The organism is Rhizobium sp. NLR22b (genome assembly GCF_019685295.1).
In the GTDB taxonomy this organism is placed as follows: domain Bacteria; phylum Pseudomonadota; class Alphaproteobacteria; order Rhizobiales; family Rhizobiaceae; genus Rhizobium.
Map to the genome: position 1 here is coordinate 1 of NZ_JABDWM010000022.1, position 25,603 is coordinate 25,603.

At 60.4% G+C, this 25,603-nt stretch carries 25 protein-coding genes, 1 tRNA gene and 2 pseudogenes; 12 read left to right on the top strand and 16 right to left on the bottom strand.

Annotated elements, in window-relative coordinates; all coding sequences use genetic code 11:
- Positions 1-282: 282 nt before the first annotated feature.
- The 4 genes from HJC00_RS27665 to HJC00_RS27680 are packed head-to-tail and all read left to right on the top strand — an operon-like array spanning position 283 to position 2,714.
- Positions 283-825 carry a hypothetical protein gene (locus HJC00_RS27665; RefSeq protein ID WP_221147693.1) on the top strand — a complete coding sequence of 181 codons (543 nt, stop codon included), beginning with the start codon at positions 283-285 and terminating at the stop codon, positions 823-825.
- On the top strand, positions 822-2,039 hold the full coding sequence (locus tag HJC00_RS27670; RefSeq protein ID WP_221164954.1) for an Nramp family divalent metal transporter: 1,218 nt from the start codon (positions 822-824) through the stop codon (positions 2,037-2,039). Before HJC00_RS27665 ends, HJC00_RS27670 begins: the two co-directional genes overlap by 4 nt.
- A gap of 1 nt (position 2,040) precedes the next feature.
- Positions 2,041-2,406 (top strand): hypothetical protein, encoded by a 366-nt coding sequence (locus tag HJC00_RS27675; protein WP_210631326.1) that lies wholly within the window; start codon positions 2,041-2,043, stop codon positions 2,404-2,406.
- Positions 2,403-2,714, top strand: a complete 312-nt coding sequence (locus tag HJC00_RS27680) for a PRC-barrel domain-containing protein (RefSeq protein WP_221164955.1) — start codon at positions 2,403-2,405, stop codon at positions 2,712-2,714. Before HJC00_RS27675 ends, HJC00_RS27680 begins: the two co-directional genes overlap by 4 nt.
- Before the next feature lie 229 nt (positions 2,715-2,943).
- Here the strand turns inward: HJC00_RS27680 and HJC00_RS33210 are convergent.
- The 4 genes and pseudogenes from HJC00_RS33210 to HJC00_RS27695 all read right to left on the bottom strand — a co-directional run.
- Positions 2,944-3,133, bottom strand: a pseudogene (locus tag HJC00_RS33210) (hypothetical protein); the annotation flags it as partial.
- A gap of 409 nt (positions 3,134-3,542) precedes the next feature.
- On the bottom strand, positions 3,543-5,696 hold the full coding sequence (locus tag HJC00_RS27685; protein WP_221164956.1) for a mechanosensitive ion channel family protein: 2,154 nt from the start codon (positions 5,694-5,696) through the stop codon (positions 3,543-3,545).
- A gap of 334 nt (positions 5,697-6,030) precedes the next feature.
- Positions 6,031-6,411, bottom strand: coding sequence for a hypothetical protein (locus HJC00_RS27690; protein WP_221147696.1), 381 nt, complete (start codon positions 6,409-6,411; stop codon positions 6,031-6,033).
- A 63-nt stretch (positions 6,412-6,474) separates the two neighbouring features.
- Positions 6,475-7,134, bottom strand: a complete 660-nt coding sequence (locus HJC00_RS27695) for a hypothetical protein (protein ID WP_210631322.1) — start codon at positions 7,132-7,134, stop codon at positions 6,475-6,477.
- 257 nt (positions 7,135-7,391) lie between these two features.
- Between HJC00_RS27695 and HJC00_RS27700 the strand changes: the two genes are divergently transcribed.
- Entirely contained in the window at positions 7,392-8,000 is a 609-nt protein-coding gene (locus HJC00_RS27700; RefSeq protein ID WP_064802665.1) for a TerC family protein, read from the top strand.
- A gap of 67 nt (positions 8,001-8,067) precedes the next feature.
- Here HJC00_RS27700 and HJC00_RS27705 read toward each other — a convergent pair whose 3' ends face one another.
- Genes HJC00_RS27705 through metG form a run of 3 tightly spaced genes read right to left on the bottom strand, consistent with a single transcriptional unit; the run spans position 8,068 to position 11,227 of the window.
- On the bottom strand, positions 8,068-8,886 hold the full coding sequence (locus HJC00_RS27705) for an MBL fold metallo-hydrolase (protein ID WP_210631321.1): 819 nt from the start codon (positions 8,884-8,886) through the stop codon (positions 8,068-8,070).
- A gap of 3 nt (positions 8,887-8,889) precedes the next feature.
- Positions 8,890-9,672 (bottom strand): TatD family hydrolase, encoded by a 783-nt coding sequence (locus tag HJC00_RS27710; RefSeq protein ID WP_210631320.1) that lies wholly within the window; start codon positions 9,670-9,672, stop codon positions 8,890-8,892.
- A gap of 4 nt (positions 9,673-9,676) precedes the next feature.
- Positions 9,677-11,227: a methionine--tRNA ligase gene (gene metG / locus HJC00_RS27715; protein WP_221164957.1), complete on the bottom strand. Its 1,551-nt coding sequence runs from the start codon at positions 11,225-11,227 to the stop codon at positions 9,677-9,679.
- Positions 11,228-11,459: 232 nt separating this feature from the next.
- On the opposite strand from metG, the gene HJC00_RS27720 reads away from it, so the two are divergent.
- Positions 11,460-12,248: a sulfite exporter TauE/SafE family protein gene (locus HJC00_RS27720; protein WP_210631318.1), complete on the top strand. Its 789-nt coding sequence runs from the start codon at positions 11,460-11,462 to the stop codon at positions 12,246-12,248.
- Between the two features lie 4 nt (positions 12,249-12,252).
- Here the strand turns inward: HJC00_RS27720 and HJC00_RS27725 are convergent, their stop codons facing one another.
- From HJC00_RS27725 to HJC00_RS27740, 4 genes are all read right to left on the bottom strand, one after another.
- The gene (locus HJC00_RS27725; RefSeq protein ID WP_221164958.1) at positions 12,253-13,275 is read right to left on the bottom strand and encodes a DNA polymerase III subunit delta'; all 1,023 of its coding nucleotides are present in this window, start codon (positions 13,273-13,275) and stop codon (positions 12,253-12,255) included.
- Entirely contained in the window at positions 13,268-13,948 is a 681-nt protein-coding gene (gene tmk, locus HJC00_RS27730) for a dTMP kinase (RefSeq protein WP_210631316.1), read from the bottom strand. Before tmk ends, HJC00_RS27725 begins: the two co-directional genes overlap by 8 nt.
- 234 nt (positions 13,949-14,182) lie before the next feature.
- Positions 14,183-15,376, bottom strand: coding sequence for a D-alanyl-D-alanine carboxypeptidase family protein (locus HJC00_RS27735; protein ID WP_210631315.1), 1,194 nt, complete (start codon positions 15,374-15,376; stop codon positions 14,183-14,185).
- 70 nt (positions 15,377-15,446) lie between these two features.
- A complete protein-coding gene (locus HJC00_RS27740; protein ID WP_221164959.1) occupies positions 15,447-16,547 on the bottom strand; it encodes a septal ring lytic transglycosylase RlpA family protein in 1,101 nt (366 codons plus the stop codon).
- A gap of 532 nt (positions 16,548-17,079) precedes the next feature.
- Between HJC00_RS27740 and HJC00_RS27745 the strand changes: the two genes are divergently transcribed.
- Positions 17,080-17,901 (top strand): Ig-like domain-containing protein, encoded by an 822-nt coding sequence (locus tag HJC00_RS27745; RefSeq protein WP_210631313.1) that lies wholly within the window; start codon positions 17,080-17,082, stop codon positions 17,899-17,901.
- Positions 17,902-18,068: 167 nt separating this feature from the next.
- A tRNA-Ser gene (locus HJC00_RS27750) sits at positions 18,069-18,158 on the top strand.
- A 47-nt stretch (positions 18,159-18,205) separates the two neighbouring features.
- Here the strand turns inward: HJC00_RS27750 and HJC00_RS27755 are convergent.
- A complete protein-coding gene (locus HJC00_RS27755) occupies positions 18,206-18,694 on the bottom strand; it encodes a RidA family protein (RefSeq protein WP_210631270.1) in 489 nt (162 codons plus the stop codon).
- Positions 18,695-18,892: 198 nt separating this feature from the next.
- On the opposite strand from HJC00_RS27755, the gene HJC00_RS27760 reads away from it, so the two are divergent.
- Positions 18,893-19,579, top strand: a complete 687-nt coding sequence (locus HJC00_RS27760) for a TetR/AcrR family transcriptional regulator (protein ID WP_221164960.1) — start codon at positions 18,893-18,895, stop codon at positions 19,577-19,579.
- Positions 19,576-19,791 carry a hypothetical protein gene (locus HJC00_RS27765; RefSeq protein WP_221164961.1) on the top strand — a complete coding sequence of 72 codons (216 nt, stop codon included), beginning with the start codon at positions 19,576-19,578 and terminating at the stop codon, positions 19,789-19,791. The genes HJC00_RS27760 and HJC00_RS27765 overlap by 4 nt, the downstream gene beginning before the upstream one ends.
- A 48-nt stretch (positions 19,792-19,839) precedes the next feature.
- On the opposite strand, the pseudogene HJC00_RS27770 reads toward HJC00_RS27765, so the two are convergent.
- Positions 19,840-21,251 (bottom strand): annotated as a pseudogene (locus HJC00_RS27770) (MFS transporter).
- Between the two features lie 139 nt (positions 21,252-21,390).
- Between HJC00_RS27770 and HJC00_RS27775 the strand changes: the two are divergent.
- Entirely contained in the window at positions 21,391-22,320 is a 930-nt protein-coding gene (locus tag HJC00_RS27775) for a LysR family transcriptional regulator (RefSeq protein ID WP_210631267.1), read from the top strand.
- Positions 22,321-22,375: 55 nt separating this feature from the next.
- On the top strand, positions 22,376-22,600 hold the full coding sequence (locus HJC00_RS27780; protein WP_184459645.1) for an alkylphosphonate utilization protein: 225 nt from the start codon (positions 22,376-22,378) through the stop codon (positions 22,598-22,600).
- A 38-nt stretch (positions 22,601-22,638) separates the two neighbouring features.
- Here the strand turns inward: HJC00_RS27780 and HJC00_RS27785 are convergent, their stop codons facing one another.
- From HJC00_RS27785 to HJC00_RS27795, 3 genes are all read right to left on the bottom strand, one after another.
- A complete protein-coding gene (locus HJC00_RS27785) occupies positions 22,639-23,445 on the bottom strand; it encodes a transglutaminase family protein (protein ID WP_210631266.1) in 807 nt (268 codons plus the stop codon).
- Between the two features lie 100 nt (positions 23,446-23,545).
- Positions 23,546-24,439: a transglutaminase family protein gene (locus HJC00_RS27790; RefSeq protein WP_210631265.1), complete on the bottom strand. Its 894-nt coding sequence runs from the start codon at positions 24,437-24,439 to the stop codon at positions 23,546-23,548.
- A gap of 492 nt (positions 24,440-24,931) precedes the next feature.
- A complete protein-coding gene (locus tag HJC00_RS27795; RefSeq protein WP_221147703.1) occupies positions 24,932-25,090 on the bottom strand; it encodes an entericidin in 159 nt (52 codons plus the stop codon).
- Positions 25,091-25,603: the final 513 nt, after the last annotated feature.

A 25,603-nucleotide genomic window follows, 5' to 3' on the forward strand; every position in this document is an offset into this window, starting at 1 on the left:
ATCCAACATCCTGGAAATCGATCGGCGTTCGTCAAAACTCAAATGCGAAAAGGTACGGATCAAACCATGGCTCCCGAAAAGCAGGCAGCTTAGCGCCTTTGTTGCAGTTCGAGATAGAATGTGCCCCCGCTACACACCAAAATTGCATAAGGTAGATTATGGAACCGAATGATGTATGCGAACAGAACCGCTCCCTCGCATGAGGCGGAACTAAAATGATCTTAAACGGTTGATTGGTAACTCAAACCGTCATTTCGGCGCATTCTTCGCACGGAGCGCATCTTGGCCCAGATTTTCCCGGCGCGCACCTCCTCTACTCGCGACAGACGAGCACCGAAATCTCGCGACGTCGCACTGCCCGGCGATACGGCACATGCAGGCCAAGGTCACGTTCGCATCGCTCCAGGAAGAACATTGAAACGAAGTTCGCGGTGGTCGAATAGAGCGTTGTCTACGGTTCTATTGCTGTCACTCGTCTCCTGTTCGAACGAGGATGAGCAGTCTCGCAGGCAAGTGCAGGAAATCCTCATGTGGAGCGCCAGCGCCGAGATGATCCTCGATGCCCGCCTTGGCGGACGTGTTCCGGAAGGCTTCACCGATCTTGCCGTGCAACGATGCCACAGGGAAATATCGCATCTTTCATCGCAACTGCCGCAAACCCCGAGATATGACCAAGCGAGAGCGGCTGTCGTCAGGCTCAATGGATTGATCGCCGCGGCGCACGACGAGATCGGACATGGGCGTTTCGAGCAGGCCCATCAAAATCTTGTTGAGCTTCATCGCTACGAGGTCGACCAGCGTAAACTCCCTGGTGCCGGCGGATGAAAAAGCTGCTTCAGATTTCGCTGGGGATAGTCACCAGCGTCGGGGGATTTATCGAAACAGGCCAGATCGCAACATCGAGCCAGGCGGGAGCGGCCTATGGGTTCAGCCTGCTTTGGCCCATTGTCGTCGGCACTGTCTGTCTGATTTTCCTGATTGAAATGTCGGGTCGATTTGCCATTGCAAGCCATCACACCGTTGCCGATGGTATGAGGGAACGTTTTGGAGCGAATTACTTCCTGGTCACTTTGTTGATAATCTCGATCGTCAATCTGCTCGTCCTCGCCTCAGAACTTGGTGGGATTGCGCTGGCACTGCAGTTTGTTAGCGGTGCCGGCTTTCAGTGGTGGGCATTGCCGGTCGCCCTGACCGTATGGCTTCTGCTCTGGAAGGGCACATTCGGCATGATCGAAGATGGTGTGGCCGTCATGGGCTTGGTGGCAGTATGCTTCGTGGTGGGTGCGTTTGTCATGGATCCGCCCTGGCTGGAGGTGGCAAAAGGGCTGGTGCCGACGCTGCCCGAAAAAGAGCCGCTGCACTATGGTTTCATTGCTGTCAGCATTCTCGGAGCCGTGATAGCCCCGTTTCTGTTCTTGTTTTACTCGTCAGGCGCGATCGAGGAAAAGTGGGATAAGAGCTTCCTTGGCGTTAATCGGGTGATCGCGACGGTTGGGATGAGCTTTGGCGCCGTCATTGCAGCGTCAATCCTGATCGTGGCGGCACTCGTCTTTCCGCCGCGCGGCATCACCGACATCCAAGGATATGACCAGATTGCGCCGATATTGACCCCAGCGTTGGGAAAATGGGGTTTTTACCTTTTCGCCGCATCGCTCGGAATCAGCTGCTTTGGCGCCGCGCTCGAAGCAAGCCTTGGCCAGGCGTACCTGGTTGCCCAGGGTTTTGGTTGGAATTGGTCGGAAGATGCCAAGCCCCGCACCGATCCGGCATTCGCGCTTGTCTATACAGGCTTCATCGGCATCGCAGTCCTGCCGATCGCGGTTGGCGTCGATCCCCTGCAACTGACGATTTTTTCAATGGCGATCACTGCGTTGGCATTGCCCTTCGGCGTGATTCCGTTTCTGTTTTTGATGAACGATCGCAATTTTGTTGGAAAGCACCGTAATGGATGGATCAGCAATACCGCCGTGTTGGTCATTATCGGCTTGTCGTTCATCGTCGCCCTGATAACCCTTCCCCTGCAGATCTTAGGAGGATAATATGCTTTTGATCCGCGACGTCCTTGACAAGCAAATGGTCGACAAGGAACAAAATCGAATCGGTAAGGCAGACGGCGTCGTCCTCAGCCTTTCTGACGGCGACGCTCCCAAAGTCGCGTTCATCGAAATGGGCGGTGTGACGCTGTCGCGACGGATGGGCCGCCGGCCGCATCGCTTCCTACTTTGGCTTTACCGAGCGGCTGGCAAAGATGATAACATCACGGCTTTCCGCGTGCCCTGGGCAAAAGTGAGAGACGTTGGGATCGACATCGAAGTGAATGTGGATCGTCGCGAGACGCCATTGGAGCAGTGTCAGGATTGGCTGAAGCGCCACATTATTATGTGGATCCCGGGAGGGCAATCATGAACGAGGTTCGACTCGAACTGCTGCTGGGAAAACAGGTCTACGACGTTGACGGCAAGGCCGTTGGCCGTGTGGAAGAGGTCAAGGCTGAAGCGCGCGGCGCGGACCTCTATGTCGTCGAATATCACCTCGGCGCCTACAGTTTCTTTGAGCGGCTGTCGGCGCTTGCCATCGGTCGCGCGCTACTGACCGCGATAGGGGCGGAAAAATCCGGCAGCAAAAAAGCGGTTCCATGGGACAAGCTCGATATGCGAGATCTCGGGCACTTGCGAGTGACGTGCAGGGAGACCACCCTGCAGACGCTCAACTGAAGCCACCTATCCAGCTGCCGCACCCCTCACCCCGTTACGGCTCCTCGGACTAACACCACCGTGCCTCCACCGGAATCGCTTCGTCGCTGGGAGATGCCGACGGATTCCCTCGATCAGGTCCGCCGCCGCGACGGCGGCGTCGAACATGATCTTGAGAAGGCGCCTCGGGTCAAGGTCGGGAGCCGACATCTGGCGAAGATATGGCGACGTAATTTCGCGTTACTCGACACCGTACATCCCGAGGAGATGCCGCCGACAGCGCCCAGCCGGACGGCTGCGCTGCAATGCGTCGGCGGGTTTTCAGAACGTCGCGGGCGATGGTCAGCTCGTGGGTCGGGGTGCGAGTATCTTTGGTGGCGTCGTGCAACCCGCTCGTCGAGACGGGCCAGCGCGATGCCGGCGTCCGAGATGGGTCGCAGAAGGTTCTGGATGGCAGTTCGTCACTACCTATGATGCTCCAGGTTGCTCCTGGCTTTCCGATAAGTACTGCTTATCGGAAGTGATTGATTTCAGCGCGCAAATCAGCGAAAACGAGCGAGTGGACGGCCAAGACAGCCGTTTCGCCAACCCGCTTTCGCCTTCAGGAGGCACTTTTGGACATCCTTGCCCAAAAACGCTGCCTCAGATGCTATCGCCTGCCGCGCCGAAACGCTCGACACAATTGCCGCTTGAGGACGTAGCTGAATGTAGACGTGACTGTCAGCATCCGATTGTCAGCGTCCAAGTTGCTCCGGTGCCAATTGGGATCGCCAGGGGCAGACCTTCTCGACATATTCAATCAGCAATATAGCGCCGTCGGTCAAGGGGATGGAGCCCAATTGCGGGTTGTCACTCCTCAATCGGCAAGACGGGTTTTGGTGGTCTCTGCAGCTCCGACGCGGCAGCGGATGACGCTGCATCGGCCGTTCCGCCGGAGACATGTACCGTCGGTGTTGCAAACTGGATGCCCTTTTCGGCGAAGGTCTTCTTCAGCATGGCAAGCGCCTTTCGGCGGACGCCAAACTGCTCGCCCGGTTTTGCCATGAATTTCAGCCTTATCTGCACGCCATAGTCCGCCATCTGCTCGATGCCCTGCATTTTCAAGGGCTCGATGATGTGGGGCCCGAGCTCAGCATCGTCCAGAAGCTCGACGCCGATGCGCTTGATGGTCTTGCGAACCTCCTCGAGGTCGCTGTCGTAGTTCAGTGTAAGCGTGATGATGTCGATCACCCAGTCGCGGCTCAGATTTTGCACCGCGCCGAGTTCGCCGAATGGAACGATGGTGACAGGACCGCGGTGGTGTCGCAAGCGGATCGATCGCAACGAAAATCCTTCGACAGTACCTTTGTATTTTGCCGCCTGGATATATTCTCCAATCCGAAAGGCATCGTCGAACAGATAAAAGACACCGGAGATAATGTCCTTGACGAGCGTTTGCGCACCGAAGCCGACGGCTATGCCGACGACACCGGCGCCCGCAAGCAGCGGCCCGATCTGAATGCCGACAGCATCCAGGATCATCAGAAAGCCGACAGCGCCGATCGCGAGGAACAGCACGTTGCGAAGAATGGGAAGAAGCGTATTCAACCGCTGACGACGGCGCGCCTCTGGCCCCTCCTGGTGGCCTGCATTCACGCTTCTCGACGCCACTTCCATCTGCGTGTCGATCAGAGTGCTGACGAGCTTCCAGATGACGTCGGTCACCAGCAAGACGATCACGATTCGGATTCCCGCGCGGATCAGACGTGTGGTCATCGTTTCGGCTGCGGCAAGATCACCGAGATTGACATCCCACGAGCGGGCGATGAGCAGCGCGGCAACCACGATAAGGCCGTTGCGCAACGTCTGCATGATAACGACCGACCATCCCAAGATGGCCGGATCCTCCACCGCACGCTCATCCTGCGAATTCATAATGATGCGCCGAGTGATATCGCGCGTTACCGATACCGTCAGCGGCAGAAGCGCAATGACGATCACCGTCCAGAATGCAGCACGCAGTCCCGACACCCAGAACAGCCACGAGAGAATGATGCCTGCGCTGAAGCCGACGCTGATCAGCCGGTTCACCGGCGGCCCGTCGGAACGAAACTGCCGCAGCCAGATCATCGCGATCAGCGCGATCGAGACGACCGCGAGCCATGCCGCGGTAAAAAGATCGACCAATATGGCTGAAGCCCCGATCGTCTGAATCACTTCGATGGTGGCCCAGCCGGTTGCTAACAGCGCGGCCGTTGCAAGGAGCCAGTAGTACCAGAACCACGCAAGCGACGTCACAAGGGTCACAAGCCGCATATGCGGCAGGCGGGCGCCCGGCGCGATCACAATGCGGCCCGCCAGCACGCCGAGGCGCACCATGAGCGCAGCTGACAGCAGAATGAGCGCAACATCGCGAAACACAGCGGGCCATGGAAAAAGGATAAAGGCGCCGAGGCTTCCGATGAGGTAGCCGATCAATGCGAGAAGCCCCATTGACAGCCGCCCGGCGTGCAGTTTGATCCGCTGCCGGACCGTGTCGGCAGGTGCGGTCAGTATAAAATGAAGAAGCCCTCGCCCCGACCACCAGGCGATGCGCTGCGCGAGAAATCCGCCAGCTACGAAGAGTGTGACCGCCAGCATCAGACCGACAGGGTCTATACGATTGTCTGTCTGGAAGAGCCGGATCGCCGCCTGGATCTGTCCCGGAAGGGTTGGAACTGCGTTGACGAGCGAGAGCAAGCGCTGGCGCAAATCCTGCAGTGAGGTCGCGATCGACGGCGGTGCTGGCGCCGGTGAGACGGCGACTGGCCGCGTGGGCTCCTGATTGCCGGGAACGATCCGATCGACCAGAGCGCGACCGGAATCGTCATTCGGCAATTCGATGATGACGCGGATCGGCGCTGAGGATCCGGATGACTCGGCCGGGGAAGCAGGATTAATACCGATTGGCAGCAGCGTGGAAAACACGACCGTCAGGACTGTGAATATCTTCCGCAAGCGGTGGCGGTCGTCGTTGCTGCGCATGTGATCGTGTTCCCCGGGACGGTGCCGCTTGTGCTGTAGAGGCTTGGCACTTTGTGAAGTGTCACGCCATCAACGTCAATCGACGAACCAGTCTGGCCGAGGCAGGCTGATCGTTGCCCAGCTACGATCATTGCCGATCCTTGTCTCGGTGACGTATCATCGGGGCGCCCTCCCCGGCCTGCAGACTCCCTGCGGCACAGTGCCGGCGACGGTTGGTAATGTCAGGAATGAATCTGGGGCAACAGCTGCGAAGTGCGGCCCGCAGTCGGATCGCGGGCCGCAAATCGCTCTCTCCGAGTTGTCGGATGACCGAGCGTATCGGATGGTCAGCCATTCACCACCGTCTCGTCTCGGAGAGCTGGCCGGCAAATCCGGCCAGCAAAACGCCGAACGGAAGGCTGCGAACGATTCTGGCGGCGATGAACGCCGCGCCCGTGGCCAAGGCGAGCTTTGCCCAGGGATAACTGCCGAGCTGGACATGGGCGCTTGCGTCTATCAGGTTTGCCTGGGCTTTCAGCGCCGATTCCGCATCTTCGCGCAAAATGCCGAGCCGGGCGCGCAACAGCCTCACTTCGTGCTGCAGGAGGTCGAGATCGTGCTCGGCCTTCTCACGCGCGGTTGCGCTGGCGGCATCGGCAAAGGGCGGCTCGCCTTCCGCGACCAGCTCATCGGGATCCGGCGGAAAGAAACCGTCGCGATTGATGGAGGATTGCATGGACGTCTCCTTCGAATATGAGCTAGAGCGAACGTCGCCGGCTCTCATGCCTGGAACTGGACATCAGTGATCGCGTCGGAATCCCTGACTCTGGTTCGATCCGCCTTGCGTCTGCGTTTGCCGATCGGCATCGGTCGATGGCGAGCCGACCCCGGGAGAGGTATAGGCGCGGACCTTGGCGCTTCCATGCGTGGTGTCGCGCATCGCGACCGGTCGCGTTTCATCTTCGAACGCGCTTTCGGACACGGCCAGGTCGTCCGCGGCTCTGCCGCCACGGGCTGTGCCGGCAAAACCGGTATTGGATCCGCCTTCGCGGCCGCTTTCCGATAACCAGAGATCTGCCCGCTCATCAATGTCGATGCTGCCCTCATCGTCGAGAATATCGTGAACGGTCTCATAGAGCGCGTCGTCGATATCGTTGACTTGAACCAGGAAGCCGCCTCGCCGCAGCCCTTCTGCATACATCGCGCGATCTTCATCCGGGAAGAAGAAGTCGGCCAGCGCGTCGAAGAAGCCGCTGCGGTCGTCGCTTATGGCGCCGGCATTCCTTCCATCCGCTTCATAGCCCGGCATCAATCTGATCCTCGCGACCGGCACACCTGCGTCCTCGAGACGGGAGATCGCAGATTCGGCTTCGTTCCGGCTGTCGAAAAATGCGGTAAGACTGCCGCCGCCCATCGGGCCTGAAGAACCCGGGTTCGTATCGTGGTGAATGTTGCTCACGGAACGCTCCTCTCGATGTCTTGTTCCAGCCGTCGGACCCGACGCCTGGTTTCTGACTTGAAGAACCGGCAGCCGAGATGAATGTTCCACGGCAGTGGGACGGATCGGCGGCATTCCATGGCAGTTCCATAACGTTGCCGCCTGTCCTTTTTCAGATACACCAGGCGGTGAATCGCACCGTCTGTTGCAGCCTTCGGCGGTTGACGTCAAACCATCGAGACGCTAGCACGGCTTTCGACGCATTGGGGACATTTCATATGGACATCTTCACGGCAGCCGGTCTGACGGCTTTGCTGCAGGTCATTGCTATCGACCTTGTTCTCGCCGGCGACAACGCTGTGGTCATCGGTCTTGCCGCTGCCGGCCTCGAGGCCACGCAACGGCGCAAGGCGATCATCGTCGGCATTCTTGCCGCAACGGTCCTGCGTATTCTCTTTGCCAGTGTCGCCGTCTATCTGCTGGCGATCGTCGGCCTGCTGCTGGCCGGCGGTCTGCTGCTGCTTTGGGTCTGCTGGAAGATGTGGCGCGAGCTTCGCGACGGCCATAACGAGGATCGCGTAGCGGAAAGCGGCGAAGGCGCGCCGAAAAAGACCTTCTTCCAGGCGGCAACCCAGATCGTCATTGCCGACGTTTCGATGTCGCTCGACAACGTGCTCGCCGTTGCCGGTGCTGCGCGTGAACATCCGAGCGTCCTGGTCATCGGCCTCGCCCTGTCAATCGCACTGATGGGTATTGCCGCAAACCTGATCGCCCGGCTGCTCGGCCGCCATCGCTGGATCGCTTATATTGGTCTGCTGATCATCCTCTACGTCTCGCTCGACATGATCTACCGCGGCGCCGTCGAGGTCCTTCCCTATATGCAGTGACCTGTGCCAGGGTCGGGGCTCAGTCCCCGATCCTGCCGCGCGCGTGTAAGCACGCTGCAGCGCTGGGTTAAGCGAAAAACTCCGTCTCGAAGCTCATCTGATCAAACGCCGGCACCACGTGGTCCGGCGTCTGCGCCATCACCGCGTCATAATCCAGCGGCGTATGCATATGGGTGAGAATCGCCCGTTTCGGCTTCAGCCGGCCGATCCAGTCGAGCGACTGTTCCAGCGACAGATGGCTTGGATGATAGGTGTACTGCAGGGCGTCGATGATCAGCACATCGAGATTTTGCAGTTTCTCGACGGTCTGGGGCGGGAAATCGCTGATATCGCTGCAATAGGCTACATCGCCGATGCGGAAGCCGAGCGAATTGATATCGCCATGCTGCTGGATATGCGGAAAAAAATCGATCTTGCCGCCGGGGCCGCGGATTTCGACGGGTTCGTTGAGATTTTCGATGACGACAGGCAGCACGATCGGCGGATAGTTGCTGCCCGGCGGCGTCTCCAGGCAATAACCGAAGGCTTCACGCAGCCTGTCCATCGTAAATTGGTCGGCGTAGATCGGCACTCGCCGGCGCGTATTGTGAAAATAGCCGCGCAGATCATCTATGCCATGGATATGATCGGCATGCGGATGGCTGTAGAGCACGGCATCGACATGGTCGGCTCCCGCCCTGATCATCTGCTCGCGAAAATCCGGCCCGGTGTCGATGACGACGGTCGTCACACCGCCATCAGGAGCGAATTGCTGCACCATGAACGAGGCGCGTGTGCGCCGATTCCTAGGGTTGTCGGGATTGCAGGCGCCCCAGTCGCCAGTGATACGCGGCACGCCCGGTGACGACGAACAGCCGAGAATGGTGAAGCGCCGCCGATAGAGCACCTGCTAAATCCTTGGCATTTTCGAGAACAGGCGCAAAGCGTTCTCCGTCGTGATCCGTGCGGTGTCCGCATAGGAAAGGCCGATCGTCTCGGCGAGCACTTCGGCCGTGTTGACGACATAGGACGGCTCGTTGCGCTTGCCGCGCCAGCGCTTCGGCGCGAGATAGGGCGCGTCCGTTTCCACCAGCAGCCGCTCATGCGGGATCGTCTTGGCGATCTCACGCAGCTCTTCCGACTTCGGGAAGGTCAGAATGCCGGAGAAAGAGATGTAGCCGCCGAGTTCGACACCAGTGCGCGCCAGATCCGGTCCTGCCGAGAAGCAATGCAGGATGAAGGGAAAGCCCCCCTTCCCCGTTTCCTCGGTCAGGATGTCAGCCATGTCGGCATCGGCGCTGCGGCTGTGGATGACCAGCGGAAGCTGGGTTTCCCGAGCGGCGGCAATATGGCGGCGAAAGCCGGTCTGCTGGTCTTCAGGTGTCTGCGTGTCGTAGAAATAATCGAGGCCCGCCTCGCCGATCGCCACCACTTTCTCATGCGCCTTCGCCAGGCGCACCAGGTCTTCGGTCTGGATGTCCAGCTCGTCGCCGGCATTGTTCGGATGCGTGCCGACGGAGCAGAATACCGACGGATATTTCTCGGTGATGGCGAGCAGCCCGTCGAGCTTGCGCACGCGCGTCGAAATAGTCACCATCTGCTTGACGCCAGCTTGGTGGGCGCGCGTGACAATTTCGTCCCGCTCCGCTTCGAAGTCGGCAAAATCGAGATGGCAATGGGTATCGATCAGCACGGCCTCAGGCCTCCGGAGCCACATAGCGCGGGAAGACCGGCGTCGGCGCTTCGAGGGCCGTCCCGGCAACAAGACGGCCAGCCTCGCCAAGCGCGGCGAAATCGCGCTTGTCGGCAGGCGCGGCGACGAGATTGAGCAGCTTGCCCGACGATTCCGGCATGAAGGGCTGCAGCAGGATGGCGATCTGGCGCACCACCTCGGCCGTGACGTAGAGCACCGTGCCCATCCGCGCCGGATCCGTCTTCTTCAGCGCCCAGGGCGCCTGGCCGGCGAAATAGCGGTCGGCCTCCGAAACGACTGCAATGATCGAGGCGAGCGCGCGATGGATGAGCTGCTTGCTCATGTCCTCGCGCGTCGATGCATGCAGCGCGTCGGCCTGGGCCAGCATCGCCTTGTCCTCGTCGGTCAGCGCCCCGCATTCCGGGATCTTGCCGTCGCAATTCTTGACGATCATCGACAGCGACCGGCTGGCGAGGTTGCCGATGCCGTTGGCGAGATCGGAATTGATGCGCGTGCCGATCGCCTCTTCGCTATAGCTGCCGTCCTGACCGAAGGAGACTTCGCGCAGGAAGAAGTAGCGCACCTGATCGAGCCCGAAATGGTTCACCAGATTGACCGGATCGACGACGTTGCCGAGCGACTTCGACATCTTCTCGCCCTTGTTGAGCAGAAAGCCGTGGGCGAAAACGCGTTTCGGCAGCGGCAGCTTCGCCGACATCAGGAAGGCCGGCCAATAGACCGCGTGGAAGCGGATGATGTCCTTGCCGATGATGTGCACATCGGCCGGCCAGTACTTCGCCCTCGGACCATTCTTGTCCTCGATATAGCCCGTCGCCGTGATGTAGTTGGTCAGCGCGTCCACCCAGACATACATGACATGCGCAGGGTCGTTCGGCACCTTGATGCCCCAATCGAAGGTCGTGCGCGAGACCGACAGGTCCTTGAGGCCCGACTTGACGAAGGAGATCACCTCGTTGCGGCGTTCGGCCGGACCGATGAAATCGGGATTGGCCTCGTAGTGGGCAAGCAGCCTGTCTTGGTATTCGGAGAGCTTAAAGAAATAGCTTGCCTCTTCCACCCATTCGACGGGCGTGCCTTGCGGGCCGTAACGCACGCCGTCGGCGCGCAGATCCGTCTCGCTTTCCTGGTAATAGGCCTCGTCGCGCACCGAATACCAGCCGGCATAGCTGTCCTTGTAGATGTCGCCATTGTCGGCCATCAGCTTCCAGATATTCCGCGACGTCTCGTGATGACGCTCCTGCGTGGTGCGGATGAAGTCATCGTTGGAGGCGTTGAGCAGCTTCGCCATTGCCTCGAATTCGCCGGAGTTGCGGTCGGCGAGCGCCTGCGCGGAGATTCCCTCGGCGCGCGCCGTCTGCTGCATCTTCTGGCCGTGTTCGTCGGTGCCCGTCAGAAAGAAGACATCCCTGCCGTCCAGGCGCTGGTAGCGCGCCATTGCATCGGTCGCGATCAGTTCATAGGCGTGGCCGATATGCGGCTTGCCGTTCGGATAGGAAATCGCGGTGGTGATGTAGAAGGGTTTTTTGTCTGTCATGGCGGCCAAGGTCCGGCTTATTCTATCAATGGTCAGCCGCTCTTAGCGCATGTCACCGTCAAGCGAAACATCAAGTTTCGCTGCCGTCCATGATTTCCAGGACACGTGGTCGTGAGCTTGACTCCGTCCCGCACGCAATTTACCGGTCGTCACAAAGAGAGGCGGGACCGAACGAAGTGCCAGTTTTCACCTACCACAATCCCCGTGGCCAGGCGCCGTCGGAGGCGCTTGCTTGACATTCGAGCCTCTCTATTCAATTTCGGGACTGTTTGTAGGCGCCCTCGTCGGCATTACCGGCGTTGGCGGCGGCTCGTTGATGACACCCCTGCTGGTGCTGCTCTTCGGCGTCCATCCGGCAACTGCCGTCGGCACCGATCTTCTCTATGCGGCGATCACCAAGACGGCGGGCACCGCCGTTCACGGCATGCATGGGCGCGTCAACTGGAAGATCGTCGGCAGTCTCGCCGCCGGCAGCGTCCCGGCCGCCTTGCTGATGCTCTGGCTGCTGGCAGGTGTCGATCGCAAGAGCATCGGCGTGACCAACACCATTACATCAGCCCTCGGTTGGCTTCTCGTCATGACTGCGATCATGCTGATCTTTCGCGGCCCGATCCTTCAATTGGCGCGCCGCGCCATCGGCGGACGCAACCCGCCGCGGCCGACGACCATTCTTGCCCTCACCGTCATTCTCGGATTCTGTCTCGGCGTGCTTGTCACCTTGACTTCGGTTGGCGCCGGTGCGCTCGGTGTGACGATCCTGCTCGTGCTCTATCCGAGGCTTGATGTGCGCGAGATCGTTGGCTCCGATATCGTCCACGCCGTACCCCTGACCCTGATCGGCGGCACCGGCTATTGGCTGATTGGTGAGATCGACTGGGCGATGCTCCTTGCCCTGCTCGTCGGCTCGATTCCCGGCATCATTCTGGGAAGCCTTCTGGCGCCGAGGCTGCACGAACGCATCATTCGCATTGTCCTAGCCGTCACCCTTGCGCTCGTCGCGTGGAAGCTGCTGGCCGGCTGATCCGCTAGAATCTTGGCTGCTTGATATCGGCGAGGATACTGATGATCGTCTGCTTGCGGTCGAGATTATAGGCATCGGAGACGGTAAGTCGCTCGGTAACCTCCGAGTAGAGCCGTGCCAGCCGTTCGGCCGTGGCGATCTGTCCCTCGCCTGCCGCCGCGCGAGCGCGGCTCATGATGTCGTCGCCGACGTGGCTGACGAAGAAATCGAAAATCGTATCGCTTTCCTTGCCCGAGAGCGCCTCGGCCAGCCGGTGCATCGCCTTGCGGGCGGCTGGCCCCTCGGCGGAAAGCACCTCGTCATAACCGGCGATGATTTCGCTGCCGCCATAGTTCAAGAGCTTCAAGGCTTCGCCGACGCTGCCCTTGGCCGCCGAAAGCACACTGCCCTCGCCTGCTATGCCGAGATGGGCAAGGGCGGCAACGAGTCCTTCGTCGGCAAGCGGCGCTAGTTTCAGCGGCAGGCAGCGCGAGCGGATCGTCGGCAACAACCGCCCGGGTGCGTGCGAAAGCACCAGAAACAGCGCCCGCTTCGGCGGCTCCTCGAGGATCTTCAGAATGGCATTGGCCGCATTGCGGTTCATGTCGTCAGCCGGGTCGATGATGACGATTCGCCAGTTGCCGGTGCCTGAGGTCTGCGAAAAGAACTTGCCGGCGCGGCGCACCTCGTCGACGGTGATCGCCGATTTCACCCTGCCCGTCTTTTCGTCCACCGGCCGGGCGAGATGCAGGAGGTTGTGCGAGGCGCCGGAGGCGATCTGCCGGCTGACCGCCGAGGCGGGATCCGGATCGGCGATCTTCTCCGGCGCCGCGTCGGGATCGGGATGCGAGAGCACGTGGTTGGCGAAGCGGAAGGCGAGCGTCGCCTTACCGATGCCCTCCGGCCCTTCGATCAGGATGGCGTGATGGCCCTTGCCGGATCGGTAGGACTGGGCAAGGAAGGATTCCGCCTCCTCATGGCCAAACAGCCTGGTATTTTCGGCGGGCCAGATGGCGCCGTCCAGCAGTCCCGGCCGATCTTCACTCATAATGGGCTGCTTCCGGCATCCGAGCGCGGTCTGGGGGCGACATCAGCCGCTTGACGATCGCCAGGATTTCGGCGGCGATCGCCTCTTCCGTCTGCATGGCGTCGACCACGTGGCAGCGCTCCGGCTCGTGGGCGGCGATATCGAGAAAGGCTTCGCGTCGTTTTTCGTGCGTTTCGAGCCGCTCCTTTTCGAAGCGATCGGGACCTTCCGAAGCGCTGCGTTTCTGCGCCCGCTCCAGGCCGATCTTCGCGGGAATATCCAGTATCAAGGTGCAATCCGGCATGACGCCGTTGATGGCGATCCGCTGCAGCGTCTCGATGAAATCGGGCTCGAGATTGCCGGTGATGCCCTGGTAGACACGCGAGGAATCCATGAAGCGGTCGCAGAGCACGATCTTGCCTGATGTCAGGGCCGGCCGGATCACCTCTTCGACATGATCGTTGCGGGCTGCCGCAAAGAGGATGGCCTCCATCCGGGTGCCGAAGGCCTCGGCAGCGCCCGACAGAAGCACGTGGCGGACGGCCTCCGCGCCCGGCGATCCGCCCGGTTCCCGTGTCACCAGCACTTCATGCCCTTCGCCTTTCAACGCCTCGGCGAGGCGGCGGATCTGCGTCGATTTCCCCGCGCCTTCCCCGCCCTCAAACGTAACGAACAGTCCCGTACCGGATGACAATGACAACTTCCCGCATTCCGGACGCCGCACGCACGGGCGCCCCGCCTCTTCTATCTATCCGAAGACATCGGGAAGGAAAACCTTTCGCGGCGGCGACACAATCACCTTCCCCGGCAAATTGTATCAGAAGGTCAGGCATTCAAGTCTGGAACATGACTGTGCGGCAACGGTATGCGGGAAAGGAAGCGCTATCCGCAAGAGCCTGATCTTGGGCTCGCGATGGGCATAACACGTTCAGCCGCCAGCGGACTTGTCCCAGAGCCAGGAGAAGAACAGCGATTCGCCGAGTTCCAGCATGGCGTCGACCGCCCGGCTGCTGAGCGAGCCCTCCCCGACCGCCTGCGCGGTATAGAGCGGCACCTCCCTGAGCAGCCGGCTACCGGCGAAAATCCTGAGCGTGCCGGCCTGATAATCCGGCTTTACGGGCGCCGTCAGCGGCCAGCGATAGACGACGCGCGCCGAAAGCCGGTCGGGGTTGCTGATCGGAATATAGACACTGACCGGCACTTTGGCGACGAGATCGACGGTGGGCGCCGAGCCGCCATAGACGCTGGCCGCGCCAATCACTTCATGCTCGGTGAAGATCTGACGGCTCTCGAAGGCCGTCAGCCCCCATTCGAGCACGCGTTTGGCCTCCTCCGTCCGTTCCTTGTCGGAAGCGATGCCGGCAAGCGCCAGAAATAGCCGCCGGCCGTCGCGCTGGACCGATGCGACGATCGAATAACCTTCTCCCTCGGCAAAGCCGGTCGCAAGCCCGTCGGCGCCGAGATCGAGCCCGAGCAGCGGATTGCGGTTGCGCTGGAAGATCTTGTTCCATTCGAAATCCAGCTGCGCAAAGTAAGGATAGAGATTGGGATAGGACTGCTGGAGAGCGGCGGCAAGCGTCACCATCTCACGCGCCGTCACTTTGCTCTTGCCGTCCGGAAGGCCGGTGGAATTGCCGAACACCGCTTTCTCCATGCCGAGCTCGCGGGCGCGGCGGATCATCGACTGCGCGAATTGCTGCTCGCTTCCGGCCATCCCCTCGGCGAGGATGATGCAGCTGTCATTGGCGCCCTGGATCGCGACACCCTTGATCAGATCCTCGACGCGCACGCGTGATTTGAGAGCGGCAAACATCGTTGCTGTCCGCGACGGCGCGCCGCCGGTGCGCCAGGCATATTCGGAAACGGGATATTCGGTATCGAGCGTGATCTGGCCCTTGGTCACGGCATCGAAGACCAGATCCATCGTCATCAGCTTGGCGAGCGAAGCCGGCGAAAAGCTCTGATCCTCATTCTTGGCGAGAAGCACCGTGCCGGTGGAGGCCTCGATCATATAGGCCTGCGCTGCCTTGGTGGCGAAACCGGCAGCGCCCCCGTCGGCGGCGTGTGCGCCGGCGGCGAGCGGCATCAGGCATGCAAGCAGGCGAAGCACGGGCCTCAGCATCGCAACTCCCATCGGTCAATGGCGTTTTGAGAAGGTTAGAGCGCGGCGAAATTCGACGCAATCGCCATGCTCAATGCGCTGCCGATTTTGCCTGCTGGCGCTTGGCCGAGGCAAGGATCGAGGCCTGCGTCAGCCCGTCATTGCGCACCATCACCGCGTCGAAGGCGAGATCGACCGTCACCGTCTTTACCGCCTCGTTCTGGTAGCCGAGCGCTAGGGAGTGTTGCGAACCGCCATAGGGCCGCTCATAGGGCATCGGACCGATCTCCGGCAGCACGACCATCCGATCGACGCCTGGCGTGGCATTGGAGGAAGCAGCTGAAGGCGCCACCAGAACATGGGCTGCCGGCGCAAGGCCGGGCGCCGCATTGTAGCGTGCGCTCGGCGTCGAACCCGCATAGGAGGTCGCCGACAACGGCACCGGCACATTCGCCGGCGTCTCGTAGTCTTCCGCGTTCTGCAGCTGATCGCGGGTGATCTTGCGGCTGTTGGAGGCGACCATCACGCCGGATGCGATCTGCCCTTCCGGATTGACGCCGGGGATGCGGCTGCCCTTCGGCACGTAGGAGGCCATCAGATAGGGCATGTCATGGCCGTCCATGCGGGCGCGGCCGACATATTGCACGCGCACCTTGCCGGTGCCGCTGTGCTGCAGATCCAGCATGTCGGCCGTCTTGTTGGAAAGGTCGATGATGCGGCCCTCGTGATAGGGGCCGCGATCGTTGACGCGGACGACGATGGAGGAGCCGTTCTCGAGATTGGTGACGCGGGCGTAGCTCGGCAGCGGGAACGTCGGATGCGCGGCAGAAAGATGCATCTGGTCGTAGACTTCACCATTCGCCGTCAGGCGTCCGTGAAAGGCTGAGCCGTACCAGGAGGCGACGCCGACCTTGTTATAGGCAAAGTCTTCCTTCGGATAGTACCACTTGCCCTTCACCTCATAGGGGTTGCCGACCATGTAGCGGCCGCCGCCCTTCGGGATATTGTTGCCGGTGGCGACGCGGGGGCTGGCTTTCACGCCATATTCGGATTCAGAGAAATATTCCTTGCCGTGGGCTCTTTTCTTCGGCACGGCCTGTGTCGTGCCGCACGCCGCAACCGTCGCACACATCGCCGATATCGCCAGCCACCGTGCTGTCGTTGCGAAAGACGCCCCGTATTCCAGTTTCATGTGCCCCACGCCGCTCAAAGATCGTTATGGTTAAGGAACTCTGCCCCATCCTGGGTCAACAACGCCTTATCCCCGCCCACCTAACGAGACTTTAATCTTGGTGAGTTCATGGCAAATATACGAACGATTTCGCAGCGATAGCGACAATTCCAATAATTATGGTTAATGAATTGCAAACACAAGGCCTGCTGCCCTGCCCTCTCGCTATTGCAATGAGAGCCGAAATCGGCGTGCCGATGCGGGGCACATGGTAAATGTTGGAGGGATTCTAGAGGTCGGGAAGTACCGGATCGAGACACCGACGACAGCAGCAGCTGTTCTCCGGACGCCGGCTGCAACTGCAGCCTTCATCCCAAGGCAGTAGATTGGCTTTTGCTCTCTTGTTTAGGTGTCCTTCACAGCAACGGCATCGGCCATCACTCCCTTAGGGCGTGTAGTTTGTTGCTTGACTCAAAGGGGAGTAGAAAGTTTATTTGCAGCGTTCGGGTCGCAGCCTGACGTCCTTTCCACGCTCATCTTTAGGAGACGAGCCATGGCAAATCACAAACCAATAGTGCCTGACGTGTCGGTCCACGACTACGCACCAGCGGAGGCCATCGAAGGAAACCTTCTCGACAACGCCTCGGATTCCGACGGCGATCTGCTTCAGGTTCAGTTCGTCAACGGAATGAGAATTCCTAACAAGGCGGGCGAGCCGGGATATCTTACCATCGCGGGTGAGCACGGAACGCTGACGATCTGGAGCAACGGCAGCTATAGTTACACGGTCAATGATCCGAGCGCGCTTGAGCCCGGCGGGATCTTCGGCGAGAATTTTTCATTCAAGATCTCCGATGGAAAAGGCGGCACGGATGTCGGCAGCCTCAACATCGGAGTCCACACTCCTCCGCAAGGACAGTATTCCATCGATTTCGAGAATGCTCCCACGGAATATCCCGGGCTGCCTGACGTCGCCTCCGGTTATGCAGGATTCAAATTTGGCGACAAACTCGATGGCAACCTTTGGACGGTCGCCGAATCCGGCGGCAACGAGTACGTCGTCACCAATCCCTACAATCCGTTTTTCGAACGCGTTGACGGCAAGCTCTTCACGATAGAGGGCGTCGATGTCGCAACCAATTTCGACCCCGCCTATGAAGGTGTCGACGCCCTCGTAACCTTCGAGGGTTATGTCGGTGGCAACAAGGTGAGTGAGATGTCGCTGACGGTCTATGGTGACACCATCGCCGATGGCCAGCATATCTCTCTGGCAGCCTTGGGAGCGGTCGATTTTGTCCGATTCGATATTCAACCCGACGTCGAGCCGACGGGCTTTCCGCAACTCGCATTTGACAACTTCACCGTCCTGGTCTGACGGCGGCAGAGAAGCGGCTGTCAAAGCCGCTTCGCTGCAGAACAAGTTGACGCTGCCATCAAAGCTGCTAAAAAGCCGGCCTGTGAGTGAATGGGCAGCAAATCGGCAGAAACCACCGATCCACCGGAAAGACCGAAACTGGCTTTCTTCAGGCTTCCCAAATACTTGGAAGAGTGTCCGAGTGGTTTAAGGAACCGGTCTTGAAAACCGGCGTGCGGGAAACCGTACCGTGGGTTCGAATCCCACCTCTTCCGCCACCTGCAATTTTCTCCATCAGACCAGCCGGCCGGATCAGTCGCAGCCACTATTCAAGCATGACGACGGCTTCGACTTCGAACAGCATCGGATCGATTGCAAGTTTGGGAACGGGGACAAGGGTCTGGGCCGGGAGTGCGTCGCCAAACATGTCTTTGACGTTCCTCGTCAGCACCTCGAGCTTGGACAGATCGTGATCGACCACGAAGATCGTCAGTTTGGCGACCTGATCCGGCCTTGCCCCGAGCCCATCAAGCGCACTGCGCAAATTTGCGTAGGCCTGCTTCACCTGAACGGCGAAGTCCGGCGACAAGGCTCCCGTGCTGTCCTGGCCACCCTGTCCGGAGATGTAGGCCAACCGGGCGCCGCGGGGGACGATCACCGCCGTGCTATAGCCATTCGGCGTCGGATCGTGGAGGTTTTTTGGATTGACGATGGTCAGCTTGAGGTCACCCTCATTCGCCGTCGTCGCGTTGGGAATTCCTGTGGTCATGATGATCAGCCCTCCGATAAGCAGATGTTTGATTGCATGTGACATGATGTCCTTTCCGGCGTGAGGACTGCGAGGAACGACCCTCGCCGCCTGCTGGATTGCGCCTTTAACTCTTCCGCAACCGAGCGACTCGTACAGCGTACGATTCCATCGCATCGTACATTGTACGAGTCAACTGGAGAGGATCGACATCCGTCGCTGCGCCGGCTTAAATCGATGACCCGATCTTTTTAGGAAAGACACATGGCAGCCAAACGCGACGGCACTCAGGATAAACGGCCTCACCGGAAAGCTGCCCCGGTCCCCTCCGCACAGGAACCGCCTCTTTCGCTCGACCGGATCGTAGCGAGCGCGGTTGAACTGCTGGACGCCGAAGGTGTCGACGGATTGAAAATGCGTCGGCTGGCCGATCGCCTCGGCTCGGGCGCGATGAGCCTTTATTGGCACGTCGCCAACAAAGAGGAGGTTTTTGATCTCGCGCTCGACTCGGTGCTCGAATATCGTGGACCATCGCAAACGATCGAATCGCCGGACTGGCGTCAGGCGGTCTTTCACATGCTTGAAGACTGGCGCGCCAGCATGCTGCACCATCCCTGGTCGGCGTCGCTGTTGCCGCGCCGGGCGCTCGGCCCGAACATCCTCGGTCGCCTGGAACTGCTGGGCAGGGTCTTATCCGGAGCCGGTGTCGAGGAGGCGGATTTGAACGGTGCGATATGGTCGCTCTGGAATTATGTTATGGGCGCGACCATCACTCGTGCGAACTTCGACCTTTCGGACGAAGACATGCTCGCCGGGCAGCAGCGTCTTGCTCATTTCAGCGAAGAATATCCGACGATCGAGCGTGCTCGTCTGCTGATGGACAATGACTGGGACGGCGTTTTCAGGAAAGGCCTGGACTTCCTGCTTGACGGGCTTGTTCCGAGCCGATGAACAAGAGCACAGCTCCCGAATTGATCGGCAAGCTCGGTCAGAAAACATCCGCTCACGACAACATCGAATATATCAGCGCGCCGATGGAACCCCAGAAAATAACCGGCGTCAGTATCAACCCCACAACGAAGATTTTGGTCACCGCTAAACTCCGCAGATTCGTCCCGCCACGAAAACCTATTGCAGCGATCGAGGGTTTGGTATCGGCATGAAGTCCGGGTCGGATCGGACCTTGGTCTCAGTCTCGACGGCGCTCTGCGTCAGCCGCCGCGGCGGTAAGTCACGGTGGCGATGGCGAGTGCTGCGGCGATCGCCATGGCTGCGACGGCAAAGGTGATCTGCATCCCTGAGTGAATGGCCTCGGGGCCTGCCACGGCGACATCCGATGTTCCCGATGCTCGGGCGAATACCGCACCCATGACGGAAGCGCCGGTAATCAGCCCGAGATTGCGCGACAGGCTGAGCGCGCCCGAGATGACGCCGCGCTGGTCAGGGCCGACATCCGCCATGACGGCGGTGTTGTTGGCCGCTTGGAACAGCTGATAGCCGGGCGTCAGGATGGCGATGGCGGCGATGTAGCCGATCATTCCGGAAGCATGGCGAGTGCGATGGCGCCAGCGGCCATCGCGATGAGGCCTGCCGCGATCACGAACGGCGCGTCCAGACGATCGACCAGGCGACCGGCCGGGACTCCAGCAAGGATGGAGATGACGGGGCCAATCGACATGACGGCGCCAACGGCGGCCTCGCTGAGCCCGAGCGCACGGGAGAGATAAAACGGGCCGACCACCAGCGTCGCCATCATCACCGTCGAGATGAGCGCGTTCATGACCAGGCTTGCGCTCAGCGCTGCATTGCGAAACACCGCCGGCCGGATCAGTGGTGATGAGGCTTTCCTCTCGGCGAAGACGAAGAGACCGGCCCCGAAAAAAGCCGCCGCCAGCAGGGAGAGATTCAGCATTCCAAAGCTGCCCCGCCCGGTCGTCATCGCCAGCGCATAGGCGAAGAGCGCCAGGGCAAGCAGCAAGGTGCCTGCCATGTCGAAACCGGCGCGCTTCATCTTCCCCATGTTGACGTCGGCAGGCAGAAAACAATAGGCGAGGGTGAAGGCAACGATGCCGAGCGGCACGTTGACGAGAAAGATCGCGGGCCAGCCGAACCCGGCAATCAGAGCGCCGCCCAGCGACGGGCCGAGAGCAGTGCCGATCGCCGACATGGTTGCGAGCAGCCCCATGGCGCTGCCGGTCCTCGCCTTCGGCACCGTTTCGCCGACAAAAGCCATGGTGAGGGCCATCATGATCGCTGCGCCGAGACCCTGCAGCGCCCGCCCGGCGATCATCAGCCAGAGCGCCGGCGCAACCCCGCAGATGACGGAGGCCAGCGTAAAGAGCAGGATGCCGATGAGCAGAAGCCGTCTGCGGCCGGTCATGTCGCCAAGCCGCCCGACGCTGACGATGAGGGTGGTGATGGCAAGAAGATAGGCCAGCACGATCCACTGCACCTCCTGGAAGGAGCCGCCGAAAGCTTGCGCCAGGGCCGGCAGACCAATATTGGCGATGCTGGTGCCGAGCGATGGCAGCAGCATCGAAAGGCAAAGGCTGGCGAGTCCCCAGCGGACGGAATAGGGGCGTTCGGCGACTGCCTCCCCCTGTTCTGCAATGATCGGTTTCAACAGGACCTCCATGTTCAAGCTCCTTGAAAGGGAGCCATCGAACCCTAGTCCCGCAACTGGCATGGCGGAATGCGCAGCATTTGCACTTCATTCATGCGGCTGGCGCCATATCACTCTGAAATCATGTTATACCGCATGCATGTTGACTCCTGACCTCAACCTGCTTGTCACCCTTGATGTCTTGCTCGCCGAAGGCAGCGTCGCCCGTGCGGCCGCGAGGCTGCGGCTCAGCCCATCGGCCATGAGCCGGGCGCTGGCGCGATTGCGCGAGGCCACGGGCGATCCGCTGCTGGTGCGTGCCGGCCGCGGCCTGGTTCCGACACCCCGGGCGCTCGAGCTGCGCGAGCGGGTCGGCCGCATCGTCGAGGATGCTCGGGCGGTTCTGCGTCCTGCCGAAGCGCTTGATCTCGGTCGGCTCGTCCGGACATTCACGCTGCGCGCCAGCGAAGGTTTTGCCGAAAGCTTCGGCCCCGATCTCATCGCTCGCCTCGGCAAGCAAGCCCCTGGCGTGCGGCTGCGCTTCATGCAGAAACCGGACAAGGACAGCGCGCCGTTGCGTGACGGAAGCGTCGATCTGGAAACCGGTGTCGTCGGCGAGACGATGGGACCGGAGGTGCGGGCGCAGGCCTTGTTCCGCGACCGCTTCATCGGCGTCGTGCGCACCGGCCACCCGCTTTGCCGCGATGAGATCACGCCCTCCCGTTACGCGGCCGGCGGCCATATTGCGGTCTCGCGGCGCGGGTTCGACAAAGGAGCGATCGACGACGCTCTGAATGCGCTCGGGCTGGAACGGCAGGTCGCCACCGTCGTCGGCGGCTTTTCCACGGCACTGGCGCTCGCCCGCGCCTCGGACCTGGTCGCCAGCGTTCCTGAACGCCACACGGCGGCCTTGCGGGCGGGAATGCACAGTTTCCCCCTTCCCGTTCCGACGCCGGAGCTCACGGTTTCGTTGCTTTGGCACCCGAGGATGGATGCCGATCCCGCGCATCGCTGGCTGCGCAGCTGTGTTCGTGAGGTCTGTTCAGCCGCGGAGGCAGGAGAACGAGATCGGACGGGACGGGACTGGTGATTGACTCTCCCCTGTCGTCGTGATTTCCCCTCCCGCATCACCAAGCGAGGATATCATGGCCGAAGACATTATTGTAAAGGACAGCAACGGAACCCAGCTTCACGACGGCGATTCCGTGACGTTGATCAAAGACCTCAAGGTCAAGGGCACCTCGGAGACGCTGAAGCGTGGGACCTTGGTCAAAGGCATTCGCCTGACCGACAATCCCGGCGAGATCGAGTGCAACACCAAGCAGGTCAAAGGCCTCGTGCTGAAAACGGAGTTCCTGAAGAAGGCGTAGGATCTACCTGCGGTAGCCTATGGCTCCGTGGCCGCAACTTACGGCACTTCCTCGGTGATCACCTCGAAGCGGGAAAGCGTCGCCGGGCCGAAAGCCGTCGACATCGCGACGTCGGTGGCATCTCGGCCTGTCGCCATCAGAATTCTGCCGATACGCGGGGTGTTGTGGCGGGCATCGACCGTATGCCAGTGCCCGCCGAGAAAGACCTCGAACCAGGCGCTGAAATCCATTGGATTTGGATCGGCGGGAACGCCGATATCACCGAGATAACCGGTGCAATATCTGGCAGGAATATTCATGCATCGACAGAGTGCAATGGCGAGATGGGCGAAGTCGCGGCAGACGCCGCTCTTGTCGGTAAAGCCGCCATGCGCGGTTCTGAGAACGTCGGCCTTCTGATAATCGAAGGTGATGTGGTCATGCACGAAATCGCAGATCGCCTGCACGCGCGCCCAGCCGAGCGGCGTTGATGAGAAGGTCGCCCAGGCGAAATCCGAAAGCCTGTCTGTGTCGCAGTAACGGCTGCCGAGCAGGAAGACGAGCACTTCGTCGGGCAGATCCTTGATCGCGTGCTGCACCGCCTGGACGGGAACGATGTCGGCCTGCCCGGTGTCATAGATCTCGAACTCGGTGGAAATCGTCGTCAGTCCCGGCGGAGCGACGATCCGGCTGCAGGCATTGCCGAAGCCATCGGTATATTCCCACGCTTCGATCGGCCGGTCGAATGTCAGGACCTGCTCGCTCAGAAGATCGGCGCGACGGGAGGGATGAATGTTGAGGACCAGCAGCATCGGCGTCGGCTGTATGCATTCATAGCCCAGATGAAACCCGGCGCGTATCTTCATTGTGGCTTCCTCGTCCCTCCCGGCATGGGCGGAGGTGAGAATGGAACGTCGATCGCACCAACCCGGTTCCCGCGATGCAATTCCCCGGGGCAATGCATCATTACCCCTCGGTAATCCATGACTGCCGCGTGGTCACGTTGACCTGCACCGTCATGCCCTCGAAATCCGTCCCCTCCCCGTCATAGCTGCCGCTCAAAGGAATTGCCTGGCGCGGGTCGCGGGCAACGGCCACACGAATGAGATCGCGGTTGCCGACGATGCCGTTGGTCGGATCGAACTCAGCCCAACCGGCCCCGGGAAGATAGACCTGGCACCAGGCATGCGTGGAGCCGCCGCCGAGCACGGTCGAGCCGTCCCGGTCGGGAACGTAGACGTAACCGGTGACGAACCGCGCCGCCAGGCCGAGCGAGCGTGCCGCCTCCATCATCAGAAGCGCGAAATCCCGGCAGGTGCCGGAGCGAAGCCGCAAGGTCTGCAGCGGCGTTTGCGTTCCATGTTCCTGGCGACGTGCATAGACAAAGCTTTCGCGAATGGCATAACAGAGCGTCATCAGCAGGTGCCCGGTCTCTGTCGGGTGCCCCATGCGCACGAACTGGCGCGCCCAGCGGCCGACCTCATCGCCCGAATCCGGATAATGGCGCTGCATCGCCGGCGCAAGATCGGCGATTTCGTCCTTGTCGTAGGAGAAAGGATAGGTCAGCGCCGCCTCGTCGATCCGAATGTCCGGGCCGAACTGCGGCGTATGATCGAGTGTGATCCAGGTTTCGAAACGAAGCTCCACCGACGGCCGCGAAAAATCGACGAGCGCCACGCAATTGCCGAAAACATCGTGGATCCAGCGCACATGGCTTTGCTCCGGATAGGTGGTCAGCGACGCCTCGATCAGCCGCTGGTCGAAACTGTCGCGCGGCCGGAACATCAGGCGATGCTCGCCGAAATCGACCTCCCGGCGGTAACGATAGGACGTGATGTGGCGAACGGAGAAAATCGTCATGGACTGGCGCCGGCTGATTTGTTCACGTTGCTGCTCCTGCAGCGCCGCGCGTCTTATCAGACGCCGCAAGCGCCCTGCTCCTTTGCCTGCTCATCCCGATTTCTTGTCATATAAGCAGTTTCGAAAGATTGCTATTGTACCTTCACCGATCGACGGCAGAGCCGTCCAACCTGAGAGGATAACATGCATATCATCTGGGACGTTCTGACGCTTCTGCTGACCATCGGTTCGCTCTATGGCGGTCGCGAATACCGGATTATTCGCGCCCGTGCCCGCGCTCAGAATTGGGGCAACTTCTGACCCGATTCTGACGCCGCTGCCGGAACCTTTCGGTCGCGGTTACGTCGAATGACGTACAGCGGCGCCTTTAAGGAAATGCTGTATCAGTCGGGACGGTTTTCGTCCGTCCATTCTCTCTGTTGTGCTAAGCCCGCCTCACCCCAGGCGGGCTTTTTTCATGCAAGATTTGCCGCGTGTCGCCGGCAGCCGCCATTACCTATTGGCGCCGGCCGAAAGCACCCGATGGGTCGCATTATCCATTGCGTGGCTCGCCTCCTGTCCATCCTTCTTCAGCCCGTATGCGGTATTGCCGCAGCCGGAGAGCGTAAGCAGGCAGAGGCAGCAGGCGATGGCGATTGCAGCTTTTGGCATCGAGATTTTCCCTGATTGAACGAACCCCCGGAAAAATGACGCACTCCGAGCCAAAATCAATCCGCCGGCGGCCGGACATAACGCAGCACCTGCGCCGAATTGGTGCATCCGGCCGCTCCCTGTTCCGTCAAGAAACGGATTACTCGAGTTAAAGCTCTCCGAAATGTAGAATTGTTGGAAGGAAAGTGATTTGGATGCCAGTCGTCCGTGTATTTCCTCCTCATACCTCCGGGATTTCGCGACCGTTCCCTGAAATCTATCATTTTACTTAAATATCGCACTTAACCAATTGTTAGTAATAACCTTGCGTAACACGCACTTCGGCTTATGCTTTATTTAAAAAAGGAGAGGAGAGAATGTTTAGCAAAAGCCTGATCATGCCTTTCGGCTTCGCAATTCTTGCGCTAAGCGGGCTAATGTTCCAACTCGTCGCTTACCTGCTGGAAACACCCGTCACCGTGCTGCATCCTTGAGTGCTTAAGTTCCTCCAGGAGTGGAACTTTCTTTCGTTTC

Coding starts and splice junctions, on each gene's coding strand:
- HJC00_RS27690 (WP_221147696.1), bottom strand. CDS start 6,411: ATGCAATCCTCCATCAATCGCGACGGTTTCTTTCCGCCGGATCCCGAT.
- HJC00_RS27740 (WP_221164959.1), bottom strand. CDS start 16,547: ATGAAACTGGAATACGGGGCGTCTTTCGCAACGACAGCACGGTGGCTG.
- HJC00_RS27670 (WP_221164954.1), top strand. CDS start 822: ATGAAAAAGCTGCTTCAGATTTCGCTGGGGATAGTCACCAGCGTCGGG.
- HJC00_RS27780 (WP_184459645.1), top strand. CDS start 22,376: ATGGCCGAAGACATTATTGTAAAGGACAGCAACGGAACCCAGCTTCAC.
- HJC00_RS27725 (WP_221164958.1), bottom strand. CDS start 13,275: ATGAGTGAAGATCGGCCGGGACTGCTGGACGGCGCCATCTGGCCCGCC.
- HJC00_RS27785 (WP_210631266.1), bottom strand. CDS start 23,445: ATGAAGATACGCGCCGGGTTTCATCTGGGCTATGAATGCATACAGCCG.
- HJC00_RS27765 (WP_221164961.1), top strand. CDS start 19,576: ATGAACAAGAGCACAGCTCCCGAATTGATCGGCAAGCTCGGTCAGAAA.
- HJC00_RS27735 (WP_210631315.1), bottom strand. CDS start 15,376: ATGCTGAGGCCCGTGCTTCGCCTGCTTGCATGCCTGATGCCGCTCGCC.
- HJC00_RS27755 (WP_210631270.1), bottom strand. CDS start 18,694: ATGTCACATGCAATCAAACATCTGCTTATCGGAGGGCTGATCATCATG.
- HJC00_RS27760 (WP_221164960.1), top strand. CDS start 18,893: ATGGCAGCCAAACGCGACGGCACTCAGGATAAACGGCCTCACCGGAAA.
- HJC00_RS27795 (WP_221147703.1), bottom strand. CDS start 25,090: ATGCCAAAAGCTGCAATCGCCATCGCCTGCTGCCTCTGCCTGCTTACG.
- HJC00_RS27775 (WP_210631267.1), top strand. CDS start 21,391: ATGTTGACTCCTGACCTCAACCTGCTTGTCACCCTTGATGTCTTGCTC.
- HJC00_RS27680 (WP_221164955.1), top strand. CDS start 2,403: ATGAACGAGGTTCGACTCGAACTGCTGCTGGGAAAACAGGTCTACGAC.
- HJC00_RS27685 (WP_221164956.1), bottom strand. CDS start 5,696: ATGCGCAGCAACGACGACCGCCACCGCTTGCGGAAGATATTCACAGTC.
- HJC00_RS27675 (WP_210631326.1), top strand. CDS start 2,041: ATGCTTTTGATCCGCGACGTCCTTGACAAGCAAATGGTCGACAAGGAA.
- HJC00_RS27790 (WP_210631265.1), bottom strand. CDS start 24,439: ATGACGATTTTCTCCGTTCGCCACATCACGTCCTATCGTTACCGCCGG.
- metG (WP_221164957.1), bottom strand. CDS start 11,227: ATGACAGACAAAAAACCCTTCTACATCACCACCGCGATTTCCTATCCG.
- HJC00_RS27745 (WP_210631313.1), top strand. CDS start 17,080: ATGGCAAATCACAAACCAATAGTGCCTGACGTGTCGGTCCACGACTAC.
- HJC00_RS27700 (WP_064802665.1), top strand. CDS start 7,392: ATGGACATCTTCACGGCAGCCGGTCTGACGGCTTTGCTGCAGGTCATT.